General features: G+C 61.5%; 16 protein-coding genes. 5 read left to right on the top strand and 11 right to left on the bottom strand.

Annotated features, from left to right (window positions below; all coding sequences use genetic code 11):
* Nucleotides 1–46: 46 nt before the first annotated feature.
* From HU754_RS11135 to HU754_RS11105, 7 genes are all read right to left on the bottom strand, one after another.
* Nucleotides 47–1,018: a Csu type fimbrial protein gene (locus HU754_RS11135; RefSeq protein WP_186622608.1), complete on the bottom strand. Its 972-nt coding sequence runs from the start codon at nt 1,016–1,018 to the stop codon at nt 47–49.
* Complete coding sequence (locus HU754_RS11130) at nt 1,015–3,372, bottom strand: fimbria/pilus outer membrane usher protein (protein WP_186622610.1); 2,358 nt, start codon at nt 3,370–3,372, stop codon at nt 1,015–1,017. The genes HU754_RS11135 and HU754_RS11130 overlap by 4 nt, the downstream gene beginning before the upstream one ends.
* Nucleotides 3,373–3,452: 80 nt before the next feature.
* Nucleotides 3,453–4,241 carry a fimbrial biogenesis chaperone gene (locus HU754_RS11125; protein WP_186622612.1) on the bottom strand — a complete coding sequence of 263 codons (789 nt, stop codon included), beginning with the start codon at nt 4,239–4,241 and terminating at the stop codon, nt 3,453–3,455.
* A 33-nt stretch (nt 4,242–4,274) separates the two neighbouring features.
* Nucleotides 4,275–4,775: a Csu type fimbrial protein gene (locus HU754_RS11120; protein WP_099756683.1), complete on the bottom strand. Its 501-nt coding sequence runs from the start codon at nt 4,773–4,775 to the stop codon at nt 4,275–4,277.
* A gap of 4 nt (nt 4,776–4,779) precedes the next feature.
* Complete coding sequence (locus tag HU754_RS11115; RefSeq protein WP_064389251.1) at nt 4,780–5,316, bottom strand: Csu type fimbrial protein; 537 nt, start codon at nt 5,314–5,316, stop codon at nt 4,780–4,782.
* Nucleotides 5,317–5,336: 20 nt separating this feature from the next.
* A complete protein-coding gene (locus tag HU754_RS11110) occupies nt 5,337–5,870 on the bottom strand; it encodes a Csu type fimbrial protein (RefSeq protein ID WP_093434107.1) in 534 nt (177 codons plus the stop codon).
* A 99-nt stretch (nt 5,871–5,969) separates the two neighbouring features.
* Complete coding sequence (locus HU754_RS11105) at nt 5,970–6,473, bottom strand: Csu type fimbrial protein (protein ID WP_186622649.1); 504 nt, start codon at nt 6,471–6,473, stop codon at nt 5,970–5,972.
* A 305-nt stretch (nt 6,474–6,778) separates the two neighbouring features.
* On the opposite strand from HU754_RS11105, the gene zapE reads away from it, so the two are divergent.
* Together zapE and HU754_RS11095 are read left to right on the top strand one after the other, a co-directional pair.
* On the top strand, nt 6,779–7,909 hold the full coding sequence (gene zapE, locus HU754_RS11100) for a cell division protein ZapE (protein ID WP_186622621.1): 1,131 nt from the start codon (nt 6,779–6,781) through the stop codon (nt 7,907–7,909).
* A gap of 216 nt (nt 7,910–8,125) precedes the next feature.
* Nucleotides 8,126–9,439 (top strand): leucine-rich repeat-containing protein kinase family protein, encoded by a 1,314-nt coding sequence (locus HU754_RS11095; protein ID WP_186622623.1) that lies wholly within the window; start codon nt 8,126–8,128, stop codon nt 9,437–9,439.
* Nucleotides 9,440–9,550: 111 nt separating this feature from the next.
* On the opposite strand, the gene HU754_RS11090 is transcribed toward HU754_RS11095, so the two are convergent.
* Complete coding sequence (locus tag HU754_RS11090; RefSeq protein WP_099756686.1) at nt 9,551–10,255, bottom strand: YebC/PmpR family DNA-binding transcriptional regulator; 705 nt, start codon at nt 10,253–10,255, stop codon at nt 9,551–9,553.
* 221 nt (nt 10,256–10,476) lie between these two features.
* Here HU754_RS11090 and HU754_RS11085 point away from each other — a divergent pair, with 221 nt between their 5' ends.
* Complete coding sequence (locus HU754_RS11085) at nt 10,477–11,868, top strand: type VI secretion system Vgr family protein (protein WP_186622634.1); 1,392 nt, start codon at nt 10,477–10,479, stop codon at nt 11,866–11,868.
* A gap of 105 nt (nt 11,869–11,973) precedes the next feature.
* On the opposite strand, the gene HU754_RS11080 is transcribed toward HU754_RS11085, so the two are convergent.
* Both HU754_RS11080 and HU754_RS11075 read right to left on the bottom strand, forming a co-directional pair.
* Nucleotides 11,974–13,365, bottom strand: coding sequence for an FAD-dependent oxidoreductase (locus HU754_RS11080; protein WP_186622636.1), 1,392 nt, complete (start codon nt 13,363–13,365; stop codon nt 11,974–11,976).
* Nucleotides 13,366–13,437: 72 nt separating this feature from the next.
* Complete coding sequence (locus HU754_RS11075) at nt 13,438–14,763, bottom strand: MFS transporter (protein ID WP_186622638.1); 1,326 nt, start codon at nt 14,761–14,763, stop codon at nt 13,438–13,440.
* Nucleotides 14,764–15,044: 281 nt separating this feature from the next.
* Here HU754_RS11075 and HU754_RS11070 point away from each other — a divergent pair, with 281 nt between their 5' ends.
* Nucleotides 15,045–15,917 carry a LysR family transcriptional regulator gene (locus tag HU754_RS11070; RefSeq protein ID WP_186622640.1) on the top strand — a complete coding sequence of 291 codons (873 nt, stop codon included), beginning with the start codon at nt 15,045–15,047 and terminating at the stop codon, nt 15,915–15,917.
* A gap of 97 nt (nt 15,918–16,014) precedes the next feature.
* Here HU754_RS11070 and HU754_RS11065 read toward each other — a convergent pair whose 3' ends face one another.
* Nucleotides 16,015–16,875 (bottom strand): LysR substrate-binding domain-containing protein, encoded by an 861-nt coding sequence (locus tag HU754_RS11065; RefSeq protein ID WP_186622642.1) that lies wholly within the window; start codon nt 16,873–16,875, stop codon nt 16,015–16,017.
* 112 nt (nt 16,876–16,987) lie between these two features.
* Between HU754_RS11065 and HU754_RS11060 the strand changes: the two genes are divergently transcribed.
* A complete protein-coding gene (locus HU754_RS11060; RefSeq protein ID WP_186622644.1) occupies nt 16,988–18,097 on the top strand; it encodes a 2-aminoethylphosphonate--pyruvate transaminase in 1,110 nt (369 codons plus the stop codon).
* Nucleotides 18,098–18,135 lie beyond the last annotated feature (38 nt).

Raw genomic sequence — 18,135 nt, 5'->3', positions numbered from 1 at the left:
TCCCCTGTGGGAGCGAGCTTGCTCCCACGAGGGATCAGCGTCAGGCTCAGAAACCTACGTCGAGCACCACATTGTCCAGATAAGTACCTGCAGGCGGCGTGCTCTGGTCGGTGTAGATTTTCGCGTTGTAGTTGAAGATCTGGCTGCCCGTGCCCAAGCCGTTACCCGGATTGACCTCGGCATCGCTACTCGCCCGCCGCGCCGCGCCGACACTGCCCCAGCGCGTGGTGCCGGCACTTTTGAAAATGTCGTAGGCCAGATAATTGCTCCCGGAAATCATCCGTCGCCGGCCGCCGACACTCACTGCGTTCTGCCCGTCGCTCAGCCCCACGGTATAGGCACTGCCCTTGGTGCAGGCCAGATTGATGGTTTGCCCGGTCACCGGGGTGAACGCGCTGATCACCGGAGCGCTGCCGAACGCAATGTTCGGCGCAGTAATCGTGCAGTCGTTGGACACCGTCATGTTCACCGTCAACGAGGTCGTGCCACTGGCGATGTCGCGCCCAAGACAGACAGAACCAATACCAATCCCCGAGCAGTAATTCCAGTTCCAGAAAATGCTCAGGGTCTCGGTGTACACCCCGGCGGCGACGTTGCTGCCAATGGTTGTGCCGAGATACAGCGGCACGGTTTTCGGCGTTGTACCGTTGAGCAGGCCCAAGGCATCGATGATGCCGTTGCGCGCAAAGTCGTAGGCCGTGCCACGCGTCAGCGGGTAGCTGGTGCTGTTGTTGGCGTAGACCGTGTAACTGATGACATCTCCGGTCGGCCCGACCAGACCACTTTGAGTCGAAGAAACGGTGCCCCAGAAGTGGTCGTTGCTGGTCAGCAGGGACAGCAGCGAACCGGTACAGCTCAAACCTGCATTCAGCGTGGAGCTGGGCTGCGACGTCGTGCGCACGGCGATCGAACTGAGCGTACCGAATGATGCCGGCGTGGTGCTGACCACCGAGCACGCAGCCTGCGCCGCCCCCGGCAGCATCAGCGCCAGCAACAGAAGCAAGCGTGCGCCGATCATTGACACACCAACGGGCCAATCAGCGGCACCTGGTCCTGATTCATATCGACGCTGAACTGCGCCTGACAGGTCTTGCCGTCGGCCAGCGTGACCTGCAGCGAGTTCTGCGCCTGCAGGTTTTCCAGATACACCAGCCCATCCCAACCGACCACCGTCCGTGTGCCGCTCTGCTCATGCAACACACCCGCGCCCAGCGGCAGTTCGCGCTGTTGCGTGTCGACCAGCACGATGCTCGCGGCAATCACTCGGGCCAGCGGAAACTCCAGCAGATATCCGCTACCGCGCCTTACAGCGATGCGTTGTTCGACATTGGGACTGCGCACATTGGCCGGCAGATTCAGTGGGTCGATTTCATACTTGCCTCGGTAATAGGCGCTGCTCCACGGCACCAGCAGATGACCGTTCTTGTCGGTCTGACCGACCTGCTGGTTTTCGTAGCGCACCGGAATGTCGGCGAAACCATCGGTGCTGACCACTACAAACGCATCGTCGATGCGGTTGGCGGCGAACACCTGACGGTCCATCCACACCAGCGAACCACTGGCGTCGGCCCAACGGGTTTCAGCCTCGGAAGTGCCGTAGACACCGGCCTGCAACTGCACCGATTGCAGCCGCCAGGTGACGTCGGCCTGGCGATAATCGGCGCCATCACCCTTGGCGTAGCCGAGGGTGAAACCCACGCCGCCCTCAGTCGGCACCGCACGACTGTAGTTGACCCGCTGCTGGCTCTGCCCGGTTTTACTGCGATCGCTGCTGATCGCCAGGCTGCCACGCAGATCGAACGGAATCACCAGTTGCGCCTGCACCGCCCAGTTGCTGTCGCCGACTTCGCGGTTGGCCGACAGGTAAAAACTGCTGTTGCGCCACAGCGGTTTGCTCCAGCTGAGGTTGAGCAGCCGCGTGCGCGAGTCGTCCGCCGCACGAACATCGAAATAACCGGCGCCGAGGCTGCCCCAACGCTCAAGGTTAAGGCTCAGGGTCGCCTGTTCGCTGCGTCGACTGAGGCTGATGTAGGGGCTGTCGACCACGGTCAGGTCGGCATATTGATCGTGACGTTGCAGGCGTTGGTAGGAAAAGCTGAAGCGCTGGTTGCTGTATTGATAGCCCAGGCTGACCTGGTGACCGCCCTCGCCGTCGAAACGGCTTTGGCTCACGGCACTATTGAGTACGCCGAAATTGCCCAGCCGCAGGTTGCCGCCGAGGCCGCCCAGTGTCAGCGAGTCGGCCGCTTCGGCATGGCTCTCCAGGGTGAAACTGTCGCTGACGCCGTAACGCAGGCTGCCGGAGGTGACACCCGGGCCGTAACTGAAATCCTTCAAGCCGTAGTCGCGGCGCAACGTACCGGCCGCCACGGAAAAATCGCTCAAGCCTTTTTGCAACAACGTACTGGTGACATAGAACGGCACCGTGGTCGACACCTGCCGGCCCAATGCATCGGTGGTCACCACCACCGCTTCGCCCGCACCGTTGATGAACGGAATATTGGTCAGTGTGTACGGCCCCGGCTGCAAGTCTGCACTGCTGGACTTGTAGCCATTGATGAACAGATCCACCGAGGACGGCACCGCCGCTTCACCGGCAAATTGCGGCAACGGATACGTCACCAGATCCGGGCGTACGGCAAAATCCCGAGAAAACTGCACGCCACCCAAACGCACCGAACTGCTCCACGGCAAAGCGCCGCTGATCACGTCACCGGCCTCGTAGGTGAGCATTCGCTCGTCGTCGGAGTAACGCCAGGTGGTGTCGTAACGCAGGTAACCGTTGTCCAGCGTGTTGAGCGAGTCACCAGACAACGTACGCCGGTATTGCCCGGTGCTGGACAATGTGCCCCAGCTGTCGAACAGCCGCACTTCGTTCCACGCCGCCAGGTAAGTGCCGGCATCGTCGGTGTCGTTGAGGTACAGATCGTAGTTGAACAGTGCGCCGAAACTGCTCAGCGCCGGGGTGCGCGGGTAAGCCTGACGATTGCCGATAAACTGTTCCGGCAGCCAGTCCGGCGGCACGTCCAGCAGCAGGCGCTGACCGACACTGTCGTAATCACTGTGCAGCCCCGCCAGACTGTCGAGATCGACCTCGGCGCCGAGGCTGTCGGGCAGTTTCATGCCGGTCTCGCGCAACGCGGTCACTGGCACGAACAAGCGCCCGTCGCGCTGCTGCACCGCCACCACGCGTCCGGTATTCATCTGGTTGACCACCAGTTCCAGAAACAACTGTGCATCACTCACGGCCTCCATGCCGCTCGGTGGCGGCGGCAGATCGCCGGCCCCGGATGGTTGAACGAACATCAGGCAACACGCGCCGGTGATGAGCCACAACGGACGCTGAATACGACGAACCCGTCCTGGGCTCATACCCGTTTTACGTCCGTCAATGGACTGAATCCTCCCTGATACCGCTTTAGCCGACGTCAGATAACTGCGCTACGACTCACTCACTTGGCAGGTGTAATGCTCTGCACCTGCGGCGCGCCGTTCACCCGCACCTGCAACGCCGAATCACTGGCCAACGGCCCCGGTGCCGGCCAGCGCATTACCGCCCCCGGCAGGACGTAACCCAAGAGTCCTTCGGCCAGCGGTCTGCTCTGCCCTGCCTGTTTGATTGCCACGTCAGTCAGTCGCGCATGCACCGCGCCCTGATTACGCACTTCGACATAGGGCTTGCCGTCCACGGCCACCGTGCGCCAGCTCAATTGCGGCAGGCCGACACCCTTGGGATCACGCGCGCGGCTGCTGTCTTCCTTGCTCCACAGCCCGGCGCCATAGGCAAACAGCGGCACCGAATAACGCATCTGGAAGCGGATCGCTGCGGCGGTTTTGCCTCCGTCAGCGGTCGCGGGTTGTGCGGAAGGAATTTCGTCAATGATGATCCGATAGGCCAGTTCCTGCCCCGGTGGCACTTCCTTGGTTCGGGTCAGACGCACCAATTGTTTCTGTCCCGGCTCGATTTTCGCCACCGGCGGGCTGCCGATCACGTCGCGCTGGTTCTGGTATTGCTCGGCGAAACCACTCTGGCTCCAGCCGAACACGCGGATCTGCAGATTGGCGGTTTCGCTGCCGCGATTCTCCAGCCACAGCGCACTGGCCTGCTGATCAGCCTCCAGCACCGGATCGATCGGCCAGATCAGCACCGAACTCGCCGCGTGTGCCTGACTTGCCCCAAGCATGACCAGCGTCCACATCGCGCAGCGCACGAACGAATGCCGTGACGTAACTGACCCCATAAACCTGCTCCTTGTCGGCCATTCAACTTCGCCTTACCACGACAGTTGCACCTGCAACACGTCGCTGTACGTCCCCCCAGGCTGATTGCCCGGCAATTGCACCTGACCGTAAATCGGCAGGCTGATGTTGTTCGCATCGCTGTAGGCCACCGCCACACTCTGGCCGATGCCCAGGCTCTGGCTGTATGCCGCATCACTAAACAGCGCATACGCCACCCGCGCAGTGCCGCTGTTGACCTGCATGTGCCGGCCGCTGTTGTTGTACTGGCCGCCATCAACGCTCATGTTCAGCGTCACGCCCGGCGTGCATTGCAATTGCACCCCACCCGTCAGCGCGACCTGCACGGTGCCGGTGGCCAGTGCCGAACGCGAACCGAAATTCAGCCCGCCATAGTTCGACACCCCGCCCACCACCAGACACCCGGCAGTGACCGTGGCACTGACCTGAAAGCTCTGGCTCGTTGCTGCGGTCAGCGGCAGCGGCGCACTGCCTGCGCAGAGCAGGAGTAGCGCGGCACAGCCATGGCGGCGCATGGCATCAGAACGTCAGTTCAACAGCGACAGTGTCGGTGTACGTCCCCGCCGGCAAACCGGCCTTGCCCACTGCCTGACCGTAGATGTTCACTGTCTGCGCGACACCGGTACTGGCGGCGAGGTTGATCGTCCCGTCAATCGCCAGCAGTTGCGAGTGCCCGGCATCGGTGTACAAGTCGTACGGCACGTAATTGGCAACGCCGTCGTACAGCGCCCGCGTGCCACCCGGTGACATTCCGTCGTGGGAGCCCGCGCGTACCTTGACCGTCGGCGTGGTGCCGCTGGAGCAGAGAATCGACAACGCCCCGCCGCCCCCGCCCAACACCTGCCCGGTGGCGGTGGTGAACAGGCTGTTGGCAGTGCCGAAGTTCAACGCACCGAAGTTCAGCCCGGTGGAACCGCCAGCGCCGTTGACCTGACAGCTGCTGATCAGAATCAGGCTGGAGGTGATCTGGCCGGTGACCGTGGTGGCGGCGTTGGCACTGGAAACCAGCGCCAGGCCAAGCAACGACAAACCTATCCTTGATGCAAACATACGCATGGTGTCCGTCCTCTACGGGGTTACCAGTCGAGCGTCACCGTCAGGGTGTCGGTATAGACCCCTGCCGGTACCGCACGGGTATTCGCCACCACCGTGCCAAATACCGGAATGGGTATCTGCGCACCGCTGGTGACAGCGAAATTGTGTTGCTGGCCGATGCTGTAACTCCGGACGCCGGAGGGATCGACAAACAGCTGATAAGGGAGGGTCTGGCGACCGTTGCTCAGGCGCCGGGTATTGCCGTCACCGTGGGTGCCGCCGTCGATGGTGACGGTGAAACCGGTGACCGAGGGATTGCAGGCGACGTTGAGTTTGCCGCTGCTGTCGCCGTCCAGACTGGCCTTGATCGGCGCGTTCCAGGTGGGCCCCTGAAGGCCGAAGTCGAGGGTGCCGAGGGCGCTGAGCGGACTGTCGGGTGTGCTGGTATTGGTGACTTCGCAGCCGGCAATCAGGATCAGCCGCGCATTGATTTGCCCGCTGACCGCCGCTTGCGCCTCGTCTGCGAGCAATGCCAGCGTACCCGCTGCCACCACCATCCAGTGTTTACCTGTCATTGCGCCCGTCCCTGCTCCTTTACGCTGATTCGATCACCGCGCTCATCATCGAACGCCTTCCTTGCGCACCCGCGTCCAGCGGCTGCCTTGAAACCACACTCACCAGGTGACCGTCACCTTGACCAGATCCGAATAACGGCTGACCTGCGGCACCTCAGCCAGGCGCTCGATCCGCGCGTAAAGTGGCAACTCCACCGTGCCGCTGTCCGGCACCCGCCCACTGACCGGAACATCCACCACCAGCGGCACCCGGCGCGCCGCGTCCTGATACAAGCGGTACGGAATCGGTTTACTGCCTGTTGAACCGACCATATAGCGAACTTCGCCGACACCACCATGCAAGCCGCCGTCGACACGCATCTGGTACGGCGTGTCCGGATTGCACTCCAGCCGTGGCAGGCGTTGATTGGTCAGCGCCGCTGCCAACGGCCCGGCCGGGTCATCGAGGCGCGCGGTGCTGCCGAAATCGAGCACACCCAATTGCTCGATACCAGCCTGCCGCTGCTGGCCGATCAACTGGCAGCCGCGTTGCACATCGACGCGCACTTCAACCTGAAGATCCGCCGAATAGACAGGTGCAGCGAGCACACCCAACAGCCCCATAACCCCATGTACATTCACTGCGCCATTCCTTGTCAGTGATCGCTTGCGACGTCGTTTCTGTGATTGAGGTTAGCAACGGCCGACGATTCCGCCAGTCGATTGGATCCATGGATCGGCCGGGATATGTTTCGAAAGATTGACAACGGGGCGAGCCATGTCGCTAAAAATTGCTGTACGTGCCGCACAAATTTGTTCAATAACCGCCCACTGTCGACACGTCGCGGTGGCTGGTCATCTCGGCGTCTGGTTACACTACATCGCCGCGCTCCCGGGAGCCGGTTTTGACGAACACGGAGACGCCGACAGTGCCTGCCCACCCGCCGAAACGATCGCGACTGATCCAGAGCTGGCCGGCGTTGCGCCGCTGGTTCGGCAAGGGTTTGCCGGCCGGCGCCGGGCATGACGCCAGCGCCCAGTCGATCCGCGATTACTTCCGACACAAGGCCAGCGGTCAGGGCTACACCCTCAGCCACAGCCAGCAGCGCGTCATTGAGTGCATGGCGCAGCAGGCCAGTCTGCTGTTGGCCGCCAACAGCCGAACCACGCCAAGCCTGTATCTGTTCGGCGCCGTCGGGCGTGGCAAGAGTTGGCTGCTCGACGGCTTCTTCCAGGCGCTGCCGATCACTCAGAAACGACGCCTGCATTTCCATCAGTTTTTCGCGCAATTGCATCAGGGCATGTTCAGCCATCGCCTGCAGGACGATGCCCTCGAAGTGGCTCTCGACGAACTGCTGCAAGATTGTCGGGTGCTGTGTTTCGACGAGTTTCATGTGCATGACATCGGCGATGCCATGCTGATCACCCGGCTGTTCAAGGCGTTGTTCAAACGACGGATTCTGCTGCTGGTGACCTCCAACTATGCGCCTGAGGGTTTGCTGCCCAATCCGCTTTATCACGCCCGCTTCAAACCGGTGATCGAACTGATCAATACGCACATGCAGGTGATGGAAGTCGGCGGCCCGCACGATTACCGCAGCCAGACGCGTCACTCTGCGCACCAGATATTCACCCAGGGACATTACGTGTGGCCGGCGACGCCAGCACAACGCACGGCCCTGGATCTGCCGCCTGCAGAGGCACCGGCCGTTGCGCTAACGGTCGGCACCCGGCAGTTTCAGGCGCGTTTTTTTGAGAAACGGCGTGTCGGTTTTACCTTCAACGATCTGTGCGAACAGCCAACGGCGGTGATGGATTACCTGGAACTGTGTCGCCGTTTCGACCGCTGGATCATCGATGATCTGCCGGAACTGGCGGAGTGCTCGATCGCCGCGCAACAACGCTTCATCAACCTGATCGACGTGCTGTACGACCAGGACAAGCACCTGACGCTGCTCGGTCGTTTGCCCTTGCGCGAAAGCCTGGATGGCCAGGCCATTGACCTGGCGCGCACGCGCAGTCGGTTGGGGCAGTTGCAAGAAGTGCACGGGACGATCTGAGAACGCCATTCCCCTGTGGGAGCGAGCCTGCTCGCGAAAGCGCCCTATCAGTCAAAACATCAGCTTCTGACACTCCGCCTTCGCGAGCAGGCTCGCTCCCACCAAGGGCAACTGAAGTTTCGCCGCCTATCCAATTCAAACCCGGGCTTTGCCGTTATCATGTCGCCCATTCCCAGCGCCCCAGCGTCGCTCCACTGATCAATAGCGAACCCCAACATGCACACCCTTGCTCAATTGCGCGCCGGCGAGTTGTCGGGCATCACTCGACTGGATCTGTCTTGTGGCCTGACCGAATTCCCGCGCGAGATTTTCGATCTGGCCGACACCCTGGAAATCCTCAATCTCAGCGGCAACGCCCTGAGCCGCCTGCCGGATGACTTGCACCGTCTGACGCGCCTGCGGGTGCTGTTCTGCTCCGACAACCCGTTTACCGAACTGCCGGCCTGCCTCGGCCAGTGTGCGGCGCTGACGATGATCGGCTTCAGGGCCAATCGCATCGTCAACGTACCCGCTGCAGCCCTGCCACCACAGCTGCGCTGGCTGATCCTGACCGACAACTGCCTTGAAAGCCTGCCGAGCGAACTCGGTGAGCGCCCTGCCCTGCAAAAGCTCATGCTGTCCGGCAACCGTCTGCAAGCGCTGCCACCCTCGCTGAGCAACTGCCATCGTCTGGAGCTGTTACGCATCTCCGCCAACCGCCTGACCGAGCTGCCGCAGTGGCTGCTCGCGCTGCCGAGCCTGACCTGGCTGGCCTACGCCGGTAACCCGCTGGAAACCGAGGCGGACGCTGCCGCGCTCGACGCGACGGCACAGATCCCCTGGTCTGCGCTAAGTCTGGAGCAACGCTTGGGTGAAGGCGCCTCGGGGGTGATTTCCCGGGCGAACTGGCAACGCGACGATGGTTCGGTGATACCGGTTGCGGTGAAGTTGTACAAAGGTGAAATGACCAGCGACGGCTCGCCGCTGCACGAAATGAATGCGTGTATCACCGCCGGCCTGCATCCCAATCTGATCCGCGTCGAGGGACGCATCAGTGGCCATCCCGACGGCCAGCAAGGATTGGTGATGCAATTGATCGATCCGTCGTTCCGCAACCTCGCCGACCTGCCCAGCCTGGCGTCCTGCTCGCGGGATGTGTACGCCGATGATTGCCGGTTCAGTGCCGAGGTCGCGCTGAACATTGCCAAAGGCATCGCTTCGGCAGCCGAACACTTGCATCAGCAAGGCATCACCCACGGCGATCTCTACGGGCACAACATTCTGTTGAACGAGCGCGGCGATTGCCTGCTCGGGGATTTTGGCGGGGCGTCGTTCCATGCTGTCGATGACACGCTGGAAACGCGCGCGTTGCAACGCATCGAAGTGCGCGCGTTCGGGGTTTTGCTGGGGGAATTGCTGGCGCGCGTCGACTCGGGGTTGAGTGATGAGCGGCGTCGGGTTCTTGAGGAACTGGAGCGACGTTGCTGTCAGGCGGATGTGCTGGCGCGGCCGGGGTTTTCTGAGGTCATGAAGCAACTTGAAGATCTGTGACCGCTGCGCGGTCAATCGCTAGCAGGCTAGCTCCTACACTGGATCTGTGGCGTTCACAAATCCCTGTGGGAGCTAGCCTGCCTGCGATGAGGCCATCACTGACGCAGCCGATCAGCCCGCCAGGCCAACAAACATGTCCTGCACGTCATCGTGGTTGTCGAGGCCTTCGAGGAACGCTTCAACTTCAGCCATCTGCTCGTCACTCAAGCCGCTGACCGGGTTCTTCGGCTGGTAGCCGAGCTTGGCCGACAGCACGGTGAAACCCTGCTCTGGCAGCGCTTTCTGCACCGAATCCAGGTCGGTAGGGTCGGTCAGGAACAGCGTTGCGCCGTCTTCGCCCGGCTCGAAATCCTGAGCACCGGCTTCGATCGCGGCCATTTCCGGATCGGCGTCCGGGGTGTCCGGCGAGGCTTCGATCATGCCGACGTGGTTGAAGTCCCAGGCCACGGAGCCGGAAGCCCCCAGTTGGCCTTTACGGAACGCCACGCGGATTTCGGCGACGGTACGGTTGATGTTGTCGGTCACGCACTCGACGATCAGCGGCACCTGGTGCGGGGCGAACCCTTCGTAGGTCACGCGATGGTATTGCACGGTTTCACCCAGCAGACCGGCGCCTTTCTTGATCGCGCGATCGAGGGTTTCTTTTGGCATCGAGGCTTTCTTGGCCTGTTCGACCACCAGACGCAGGTGTGCGTTGGTGGTGGTATCGGCACCGTTGCGGGCAGCGATGGTGATTTCCTTCACCAATTTGCCGAAGATCTTGCCTTTGGCGTTGGCTGCCGCTTCTTTGTGTTTAACCTTCCACTGTGCGCCCATTACTCACTCTCTTGATCTGTGGCGCCGAGACATCTATTGGCCGACGCGTGGCGCCAAGTTTATACGGCCTAAAGTCGGCAATCGACCAAAAAAACGCAATGTGGAATCGACATCTTCACCAGAGCTTGTAGGGGAATTCTGAAAAACGCCTTTGACATGACCATTCAACGCTGCGGTTTCGTACCCTCTCAGGCCCGTATTGCCTGACAGAGCCTGTTCGAATGCTCAATGACAAGGAAAGTCCTTTTACCCTGACCCTGACCGACAGCGGTCTGTGCCTGCCAGTGGTGCGCTTTCACGGCGAGGAAGCGCTCAACCAGCCCTACCGTTTCGACATCGAACTGATCGGTTTGGCCCCCGCCGTGGCGCCGGACACATTCCTGCAACAACGGGCCTTTCTGCGTCTGGACGACCATCATGGAATCCACGGCGTGATCGACAGTGCCAGTTGCGAACATCGCGGTACGCACCGGATCGGCTATCGCGTGACGGTCGTGCCGCGCTTGCACAGGCTGGCTCAGCCGAGCAAACGGCGAGTGTTCGTGCAACAGAGTGTGCCGCAGATTCTCCAGCAGTTGCTCACGGAAAACGCCCTGCCCGCCGACGGCTACCGGATTGAAATGACCGTCGGCCGCTACCCGATCCGGCCTTTTTGCATCCAGTACGAAGAAAGTGATCTGGCGCTGCTGCACAGACTTTGCGAAGAGGAAGGCATTCACTATCACTTTGAACACCGGATGGACGGACACGTGGTCGTGTTTGCCGATGACAGCCTCAGTCTGCCGCAAACGCCGGTACTGGTTCCGTTCAAGGCCTGTGAGCAAACGCCTTCTCCCTGCATCACTTCGCTGTACCAGCATCATCACGCCGCGCCCGTCGCCACGCTGCATGCCGTGCGTAACCGAGGGCAGCGTGCGATCAGCGACGAGGCCGCCAACCACATCACGGCAAATCCCTTGCCGCAGGCATCTTCCCTCGAACAACGACACCACGAACAACGCAGCCGTCGACATCTGGAACGGCAACGCTGCCAGCATCGCACGATCAATGGCCGCAGCGACCGGATCGGCTTGCTCAGTGGACAACTGCTGCAAGTGTCGGCGCATCCGATCAGCCACTTCAACGAACAATGGCGGCTCACCTCGATACGTCATCACGGGCAACATCCGTCGATTCTTGACCCGACCCCACCCTTGCACCGCTACGAAAACGATTTTACCGCCCAGCCCTGGTCAAGCGATTTTCGCCCGGCGCTCAACCAACCGCGTCCCGGCATTGCCGGTTATCACCTGGCGCTGGTGCTGGGACCTGCCGGGCAACCGGCGCAGCTCGATGAACAGGGTCGGGTCGCCGTCAGGCTGTGGCCCTCGGAACATCTGCAAACCCTTGATGACGAGGCGATCTGGCTGCCCATCGCGATGACTCGCGCCAATGGCCGAGTGGCACGGGAGGAACTGCCCTGCGCCGGCAGCGAAGTGTGGGTGAGTTTCCTTGACAGCGACCCCGACCGGCCGATTCTGTGTCTGGGCAACTCACGCAAGCCCACACCTCGCGAACCACCCGCACGTGACAGCCTATTGCTCGACTGGCTACTCGACAGCGGCGCACGCTGATCCCTTCGTAAGAGTTGCCGCAGGCTGCGATCTTTTGATTTTGATCTTAAAAACCAGATCGAAAGATCGCAGCCTGCGGCAGCTCCTGCATCAACACGCCGAGCCTCAGGCTTTGTCAGCCTTGCCCGCCGCCGCAGCGAATTTCGCCAGACGCACATCCAGATGCCGAGGACGCCGCCCGTGATCTTCGGCGCGCTCCTTGCGGCGGATGGCGTTGCGCACCATCAACGAACCGAGGTAGCGGATTGGCTCCGGCGGGAAATAACCCAGCGGCCCGTTGACCAGCGGCGAGCGGGTCCACGGGTTGTCCAGGCCCTGCACCAACGAAGCAAGAATCTGCCCGCCCATGTGGCACGGGCCGACGCCGCTGCCGGAATAGCCGAAGCCGTAAAACACATTGCCGGCGCTGCTCATCTGGCCGAAGAACGGCAAACCGGTGACCGAGCGATCCGACGGGCCGTTCCAGGTGGCATCGACTTTGACATCGGCAAACGCCGGGAAGAAGTCGGCGAGGCTGTTTTTCAGCAGGCCGGCATAAGGCGATGGCTGATCGAACACCGGTAGCATGCGCCCGCCAAAGGCGAAGGTGTTGCCACCCTTGCCGAGCATGATCCGGCCGTCCGGAGTGTTGTGGTAGTAGTGCACGAAAATCCGCGAATCGAGCACAGTGACCCCGCTGGTCAGGCCGATCTGCTGCAACAGATCCGGGCGCGGCTCGGTGATCAGCATGTCGCTGGAAACAATCGCCACGCTGCGTTCGAACTGTGGAAAGGCACGGGCCATCCACGCATTCATCGCCAGCACCACGCGATCGGCAACAATGCTGCCGTTCGGTGTTTGCAGGCGTGCCGGGCGTCCTTCTTCCAGCCCGGTCATTGCCGTGTTTTCGTAAATTTTCACACCCAACTGCAGCGCCACGCGACGCAAGCCACGCACCAGTTTGCCCGGTTGCACACTGGCCGCCGCCGGCGAGAACCAGCCTTCCAGATGCTTGCTCGAACCGGCCATGCGCTGCACATCGGCCAGCGGACGCTGGGTAAACGAGTTGATACCGTTGCGCTCCAGTGCAGCGATTACCGCATCGGTCGAGCCGACTTGCGCGCGGTTGGTCGCGGTGTACAGCGTGCCGTCGAGCCGATAATCGGCATCGACGCCGTACTGCTCACAGAACTCGCCAATCGCGTGGATACTGCGCTCCGACTCCTTGACCAGGCGCACCGCTTCCTCGACGCCAAACAAGCGTTCAAGGGTGAAATACTTCGCCGACCACGACAGTGCACACCCGCCATTGCGCCCACTGGCGCCGGCGCCGCAGATGTCCGCTTCGATCAGCAAGACATCGAGTTCGGGGTTTTGTTGCTTGAGCATGATCGCCGTCCACAACCCGGTATACCCGCCGCCGACGATGCACACATCGGCGCGGACTTCGCCTTGCAACGGCGGGCAGGTTTGCGAGGTGTCGGCCTGCAAGGCCTGCTCCAGCCAAAACGGTCTCATGGGGTTTCTCCAAGTCAGATGGCCACGACCCAGCCTGCCGCGAGCGTCGCAGCAGGCCACGAGGCAAGGGTTTCAGGAACGCAGGGGTTTGATCGTCAGCGGGCAATTGGGGATAAAGGCGCGCGGTTCCATCACGCCAACCGGGCGGCTGTTCCAGTGCGGAATCAGCACCAGCGCCGAGAACAGCGCGCAACCGGCGAAGACGATGAACACCGTCACCGAGTCGAAGTAACCCGGCAGCAAACCGCCAAGTACCGCACCAACCGAGCCGCAGCCGTTGACGAAACCGGCCGCCGTGGCGCCGGCCTTGGCTTTGCCGAAGTCGATCGCGGCGGCACCGCTGATCATCGAGTCCGGGCCATACAAAGTCAGGCCCATGACGAACAGCAGCGCGACCACCAGCAACACACTGCCGGTATGCAACGCGGCCATAAACAGCGCCAGCGTCACGGTCAGCGCCAGCAAGCTCAACACGCAGGCCGGCATACGGCGGGCACCGAACAGTTTGTCCGAGGCCAGGCCAATCAGGATCGGCCCGAGCAACCCGGCCAGTTCGAACGAGGTGGGAATGATCGCCGCGCCAACCTTGCCGACACTGGGCATCTGTTCAAAGACAATCACCGGGCCCCACAACAGAATCGCGTAACGCGCCGGTTTCAACATGAAGTACGCCAGGCCCAGTACCAGCACTGTGCGGTTACGCAGGATTTCCTTTAACGGCTCCCACACGCTGAGCTTGCTGTTGGCTTCGGTTTCTGCTGCCGTCAGTTCAGGTTCCGGCTCGACCGCCGGCAAGCCGACGTCTTCCGGTTTGTTGCGCTGGAAGATAAAGAACAACACCGCGACCACAGCAACCACCACCGCGCTGGAAATGAACGCCGCGTGCCAGGTGCCCATCAAGGTATACGCCCACCAGCCAGCGAACGGCGACGCCACCAGACCACCGAACGCGTAGCAGGAACTCCATAACCCGAGCACTCGCCCGCGTTGTTGGGAGGGGAAAAAACTGCCGAGGTTTTTGCACAATCCCGACCATCCAGTGGACTGCGCCAAGCCCTGAATCAACATGCAGGTGGCGAAGATTGGCAACGTCGCGTAACTGCCCATCACCAGCGCCGCTGCGGCGGAAATCAGCAAACCGCCGAGCACCACGACCCGTGGGCCAAATCGGTCAGCGAGCATGCCCCAAGTGAACTGGCCGAGGGCATAAGCCGCCAGATAGATCGCATCGAGGTTGGCCATGGCCATCTTGTCGAGCATGAAGGTCGGGTCTTCGGCGATGCCGAGTTTGGCCACCGAAAACGCTTTGCGGGTGAAATAGAAAGCGGCGTACGCAAGCCAGGTAATCGCGAAAATCTGCACGCGCCAACGCGCAATGGTGCCGATGTGCTTGTTCATGGTGGTTCTGACCTCAGGGTGTGAGTGTGCCGGCAGAATCGTTAAGAAAAACGCCTGTGTTTTTATTGTTGAGCACTGCGATATCACCCCGTCCCTGTGGCGATATCGGTCAGATGAGTCCTGTTGTTGCACGCACAGGCTCATGGCTACCGTGCGGCCCGAGCGGGCAGTCAGCGATGGCGTGAGCCGATCAAAGCAATTACTGTTTAATAAATAAAATCGATTTATCGTATTTCACACATAAGCTCAGCTTGTTACTGACTAAACGATCAGGTGACTGCATGTCGGTATCCCACGCCCAACTCAAAGCCTTCCACGCCGTGGCTGTGCATGGAAGCTTCACCAAAGCCGCCGAGCGCCTTTTTCTCACGCAACCGGCGATATCCGACCAAGTGCGCAAACTCGAAGAGCGTTTTGGCGTTTTGCTGTTTCACCGCAATAAACGTTCCGTACGCCTGACCGACCTGGGCGAGCGCTTGCTGGCGATCACCCAGCGCCTGTTTGTGATTGAAGCCGAAGCACAGGAACTGTTGCAGGAATCCCAGGCCCTGCAGACCGGCAGCCTGATTCTGGCAGTGGATGCGCCGGTCCACGTGCTGCCGCAGATCGCGCGGTTCTGCGAGCGCTATCCGGGGATCAGCGTGAAGATCGAGACCGGCAATACCGATGAATCGTTGTTTCGCCTGTTCAACTATCAGGCCGATCTGGCGCTGCTTGGCCGCGATGTCAGTGATGAACGCTTGCTGAGCGTGCCGCTGCGCAATGATCCGATGGTCGCGTTCGTGTCGCGCCATCATCCTTGGGCCGAGCGTGAATCGATCTGCCTGGCAGACCTGGATGACACGCCGCTGGTGTTGCGTGAGCACGGTTCGGTAACCCGGCAGACGCTGGAAGAGGAAATGGCCCGCGCGGGGTTTCGCATTCGTCCGGCGATTCAGGTTGAGGGCCGGGAAGCGGCGCGTGAGGCGGTGGTGGTCGGGATTGGCGTTGGCGTGGTATCGGCGGCGGAATTTGGTGCGGACTCGCGGGTGTGCGCGTTGCCGATTGTCGACTGCACCCGACGGTTGACGGAGACGCTGGTGTGCTTGCGCGAGCAAAGCAATCGACGGGTGGTGGCGACCTTTCTCGATATGGTGCGCCAGAGTCTTGTGTGAACCGCGATGGCCCCTTCGCGAGCAAGCTCGCTCCCACAGGGGTTACGCATTCCAAATGTGGGAGCGAGCCTGCTCGCGAAGGGAGCGACTCGGTGTATCAGGCCGGCGCCAGACCAAAGAACGCCTGAATCAGGCGCAACTCCCGCCGCCGCTCCATGCAGCCGATCATGTGCCGATTGACCAGCCCTGCCCCGACAATCGGAATCGCCACCACGCGCGGGTCATGGCTGACCTCCACCGATGACACCACGCCAACGCCCAACTCGGCCGCCACCGCTTCGGTCACCGCCTCACGGCTGTCCAGTTCCAGCAACACGCGCGGATGGATCGACGCCTGCGCACAGGCGTCATCAAATGTACGCCGGGTGATCGAACTCGGCTCACGGAGCACCATGATCACCTGATCCAGTTCCTTGAGTTTCACTTCCCCGGCGCGCATCGCCCACGGGTGCCCTGCCGGCACCAACGCGCAAATCCGTGATTCGCTCAATGCCTGCAGGTGCAGGCCTTTGCGCGGCTCGACCTCGGTCAACACCGCCACATCCGCGTGTTCCGACAACAATGCAGCGAGGGTTTCCTGAGCATTGCCCAAGCGCAGGTTCACCGTGATTCCCGGATACCGCGCGCGCAGGCTCGCCAACATTGGCATGACCATATGCGGCCCGTCCGCCGCCACTTCCAGCCGCCCGGTCAGCAACTGTCGATTGGCCTCGAGCATCGTTTGCGCCTCTTCCGCCAGGCCAAACATCGCGCGGGTAATCGCCGCGAGTTTGGTGCCCTCCTCGGTCAGTTCCACCCGTCGTGCGGTGCGCCGCAACAGGGTGATCTGGTAGTGCTCCTCCAGCGCCTTGATGTGCCCGGTAACCGCCGGCTGACTGATGAACAAGCGCGCGGCGGCACGGGTGAAGCTGCCTTCACGGGCCACGGCGTCGAAGGCGCGGAGCTGGAACAGGTTCATGAATAACTCTCACTGATGGTTGGCATAACAATAAACAATTTGATTGATGCAACGGCGAATTGCAACGTATGCCCCGTAGCTTCATCCCACAGCGCTATCCGAGGACACACGAATGAGTATTGCCGAACCCATCCTGCTCACTCCCGGCCCGTTGACCACTTCGGCCCGCACCCGCCAGGCGATGATGGTCGACTGGGGGTCATGGGATGACCGCTTCAATCAACTGACCGCCAGCCTTTGCGAACAACTGCTGGCGATCCTCAACGGCGCCGCGACTCACCACTGCGTACCCTTACAGGGCAGCGGCACCTTCGCTGTTGAAGCGGCCATCGGCACATTGGTGCCGCGTGACGGCAAAGTGCTGGTGCTGATCAACGGCGCCTACGGCAAGCGTCTGGCGAAGATTTGCGAAGTGCTCGGTCGCTCGTTCAGCACCTTCGAAACCGCTGAAGATGAACCGACCACCGCCGCCGACGTCGACCGCTTGCTGCGCGCCGACAGCAATATTACCCACGTTGCCCTGATCCACTGCGAAACCAGCACCGGGATTCTCAATCCGCTGCCGGAGATTGCCCAGGTCGTCGCGCAACACGGCAAACGCCTGATCATCGACGCCATGAGTTCCTTTGGCGCTCTGCCGGTGGACGCGCAGCAAGTGCCGTTCGACGCGCTGATCGCCGCTTCCGGCAAATGCCTGGAAGGCGTGCCGGGGATGGGTTTTGTCTTCGCTCGCAAAGAGTCTTTGGCCGCAGCCGCTGGCAATTCGCACTCGCTGGCGATGGACCTGTACGAACAGCACGCTTACATGATGAAAACCGGTCAATGGCGCTTCACCCCGCCGACTCACGTGGTCGCGGCGCTGCACGAAGCGCTGCTGCAATACAACGAAGAAGGTGGCCTGCCGGCACGCCATGCGCGTTATGCCGCCAACTGCCAGGCGCTGATGGACGAGATGGGCAAACTCGGTTTGCGCAGCTTCCTGCCAGCGGCGATTCAAGCGCCGATCATCGCCACGTTCCATGCGCCGCAAGATCCGCGCTACCAGTTCAAGGATTTCTACGAACGCGTGAAGGCCAAGGGTTACATCCTTTATCCGGGCAAATTGACTCAGGTCGAAACCTTCCGTGTCGGCTGCATCGGTCACGTCAGCCCGGGCGAAATGCGCCAGGCCGTTGCCGCGATCGGTGAAGTGCTGCGCGAGATGGAAGTCCTCGAAATCTAAGAACACCACCAATCCCCTGTAGGAGTGAGCCTGCTCGC

This window comes from Pseudomonas zeae (assembly GCF_014268485.2).
In the GTDB taxonomy this organism is placed as follows: Bacteria; Pseudomonadota; Gammaproteobacteria; order Pseudomonadales; family Pseudomonadaceae; genus Aquipseudomonas; species Aquipseudomonas neuropathica.
This window is presented reverse-complemented; position numbering and strand designations above follow the sequence as displayed.

What these genes read in the sequence shown, in the direction of transcription:
- HU754_RS11060 (WP_186622644.1), top strand. Translation starts at nt 16,988, where the DNA reads ATGAGTATTGCCGAACCCATCCTGCTCACTCCCGGCCCGTTGACCACT.
- HU754_RS11075 (WP_186622638.1), bottom strand. Translation starts at nt 14,763, where the DNA reads ATGAACAAGCACATCGGCACCATTGCGCGTTGGCGCGTGCAGATTTTC.
- HU754_RS11080 (WP_186622636.1), bottom strand. Translation starts at nt 13,365, where the DNA reads ATGAGACCGTTTTGGCTGGAGCAGGCCTTGCAGGCCGACACCTCGCAA.
- HU754_RS11125 (WP_186622612.1), bottom strand. Translation starts at nt 4,241, where the DNA reads ATGGGGTCAGTTACGTCACGGCATTCGTTCGTGCGCTGCGCGATGTGG.
- HU754_RS11115 (WP_064389251.1), bottom strand. Translation starts at nt 5,316, where the DNA reads ATGCGTATGTTTGCATCAAGGATAGGTTTGTCGTTGCTTGGCCTGGCG.
- HU754_RS11065 (WP_186622642.1), bottom strand. Translation starts at nt 16,875, where the DNA reads ATGAACCTGTTCCAGCTCCGCGCCTTCGACGCCGTGGCCCGTGAAGGC.
- HU754_RS11105 (WP_186622649.1), bottom strand. Translation starts at nt 6,473, where the DNA reads ATGGGGCTGTTGGGTGTGCTCGCTGCACCTGTCTATTCGGCGGATCTT.
- HU754_RS11070 (WP_186622640.1), top strand. Translation starts at nt 15,045, where the DNA reads ATGTCGGTATCCCACGCCCAACTCAAAGCCTTCCACGCCGTGGCTGTG.
- HU754_RS11135 (WP_186622608.1), bottom strand. Translation starts at nt 1,018, where the DNA reads ATGATCGGCGCACGCTTGCTTCTGTTGCTGGCGCTGATGCTGCCGGGG.
- HU754_RS11130 (WP_186622610.1), bottom strand. Translation starts at nt 3,372, where the DNA reads ATGAGCCCAGGACGGGTTCGTCGTATTCAGCGTCCGTTGTGGCTCATC.
- HU754_RS11085 (WP_186622634.1), top strand. Translation starts at nt 10,477, where the DNA reads ATGCTCAATGACAAGGAAAGTCCTTTTACCCTGACCCTGACCGACAGC.
- HU754_RS11110 (WP_093434107.1), bottom strand. Translation starts at nt 5,870, where the DNA reads ATGACAGGTAAACACTGGATGGTGGTGGCAGCGGGTACGCTGGCATTG.
- HU754_RS11090 (WP_099756686.1), bottom strand. Translation starts at nt 10,255, where the DNA reads ATGGGCGCACAGTGGAAGGTTAAACACAAAGAAGCGGCAGCCAACGCC.
- HU754_RS11120 (WP_099756683.1), bottom strand. Translation starts at nt 4,775, where the DNA reads ATGCGCCGCCATGGCTGTGCCGCGCTACTCCTGCTCTGCGCAGGCAGT.
- HU754_RS11095 (WP_186622623.1), top strand. Translation starts at nt 8,126, where the DNA reads ATGCACACCCTTGCTCAATTGCGCGCCGGCGAGTTGTCGGGCATCACT.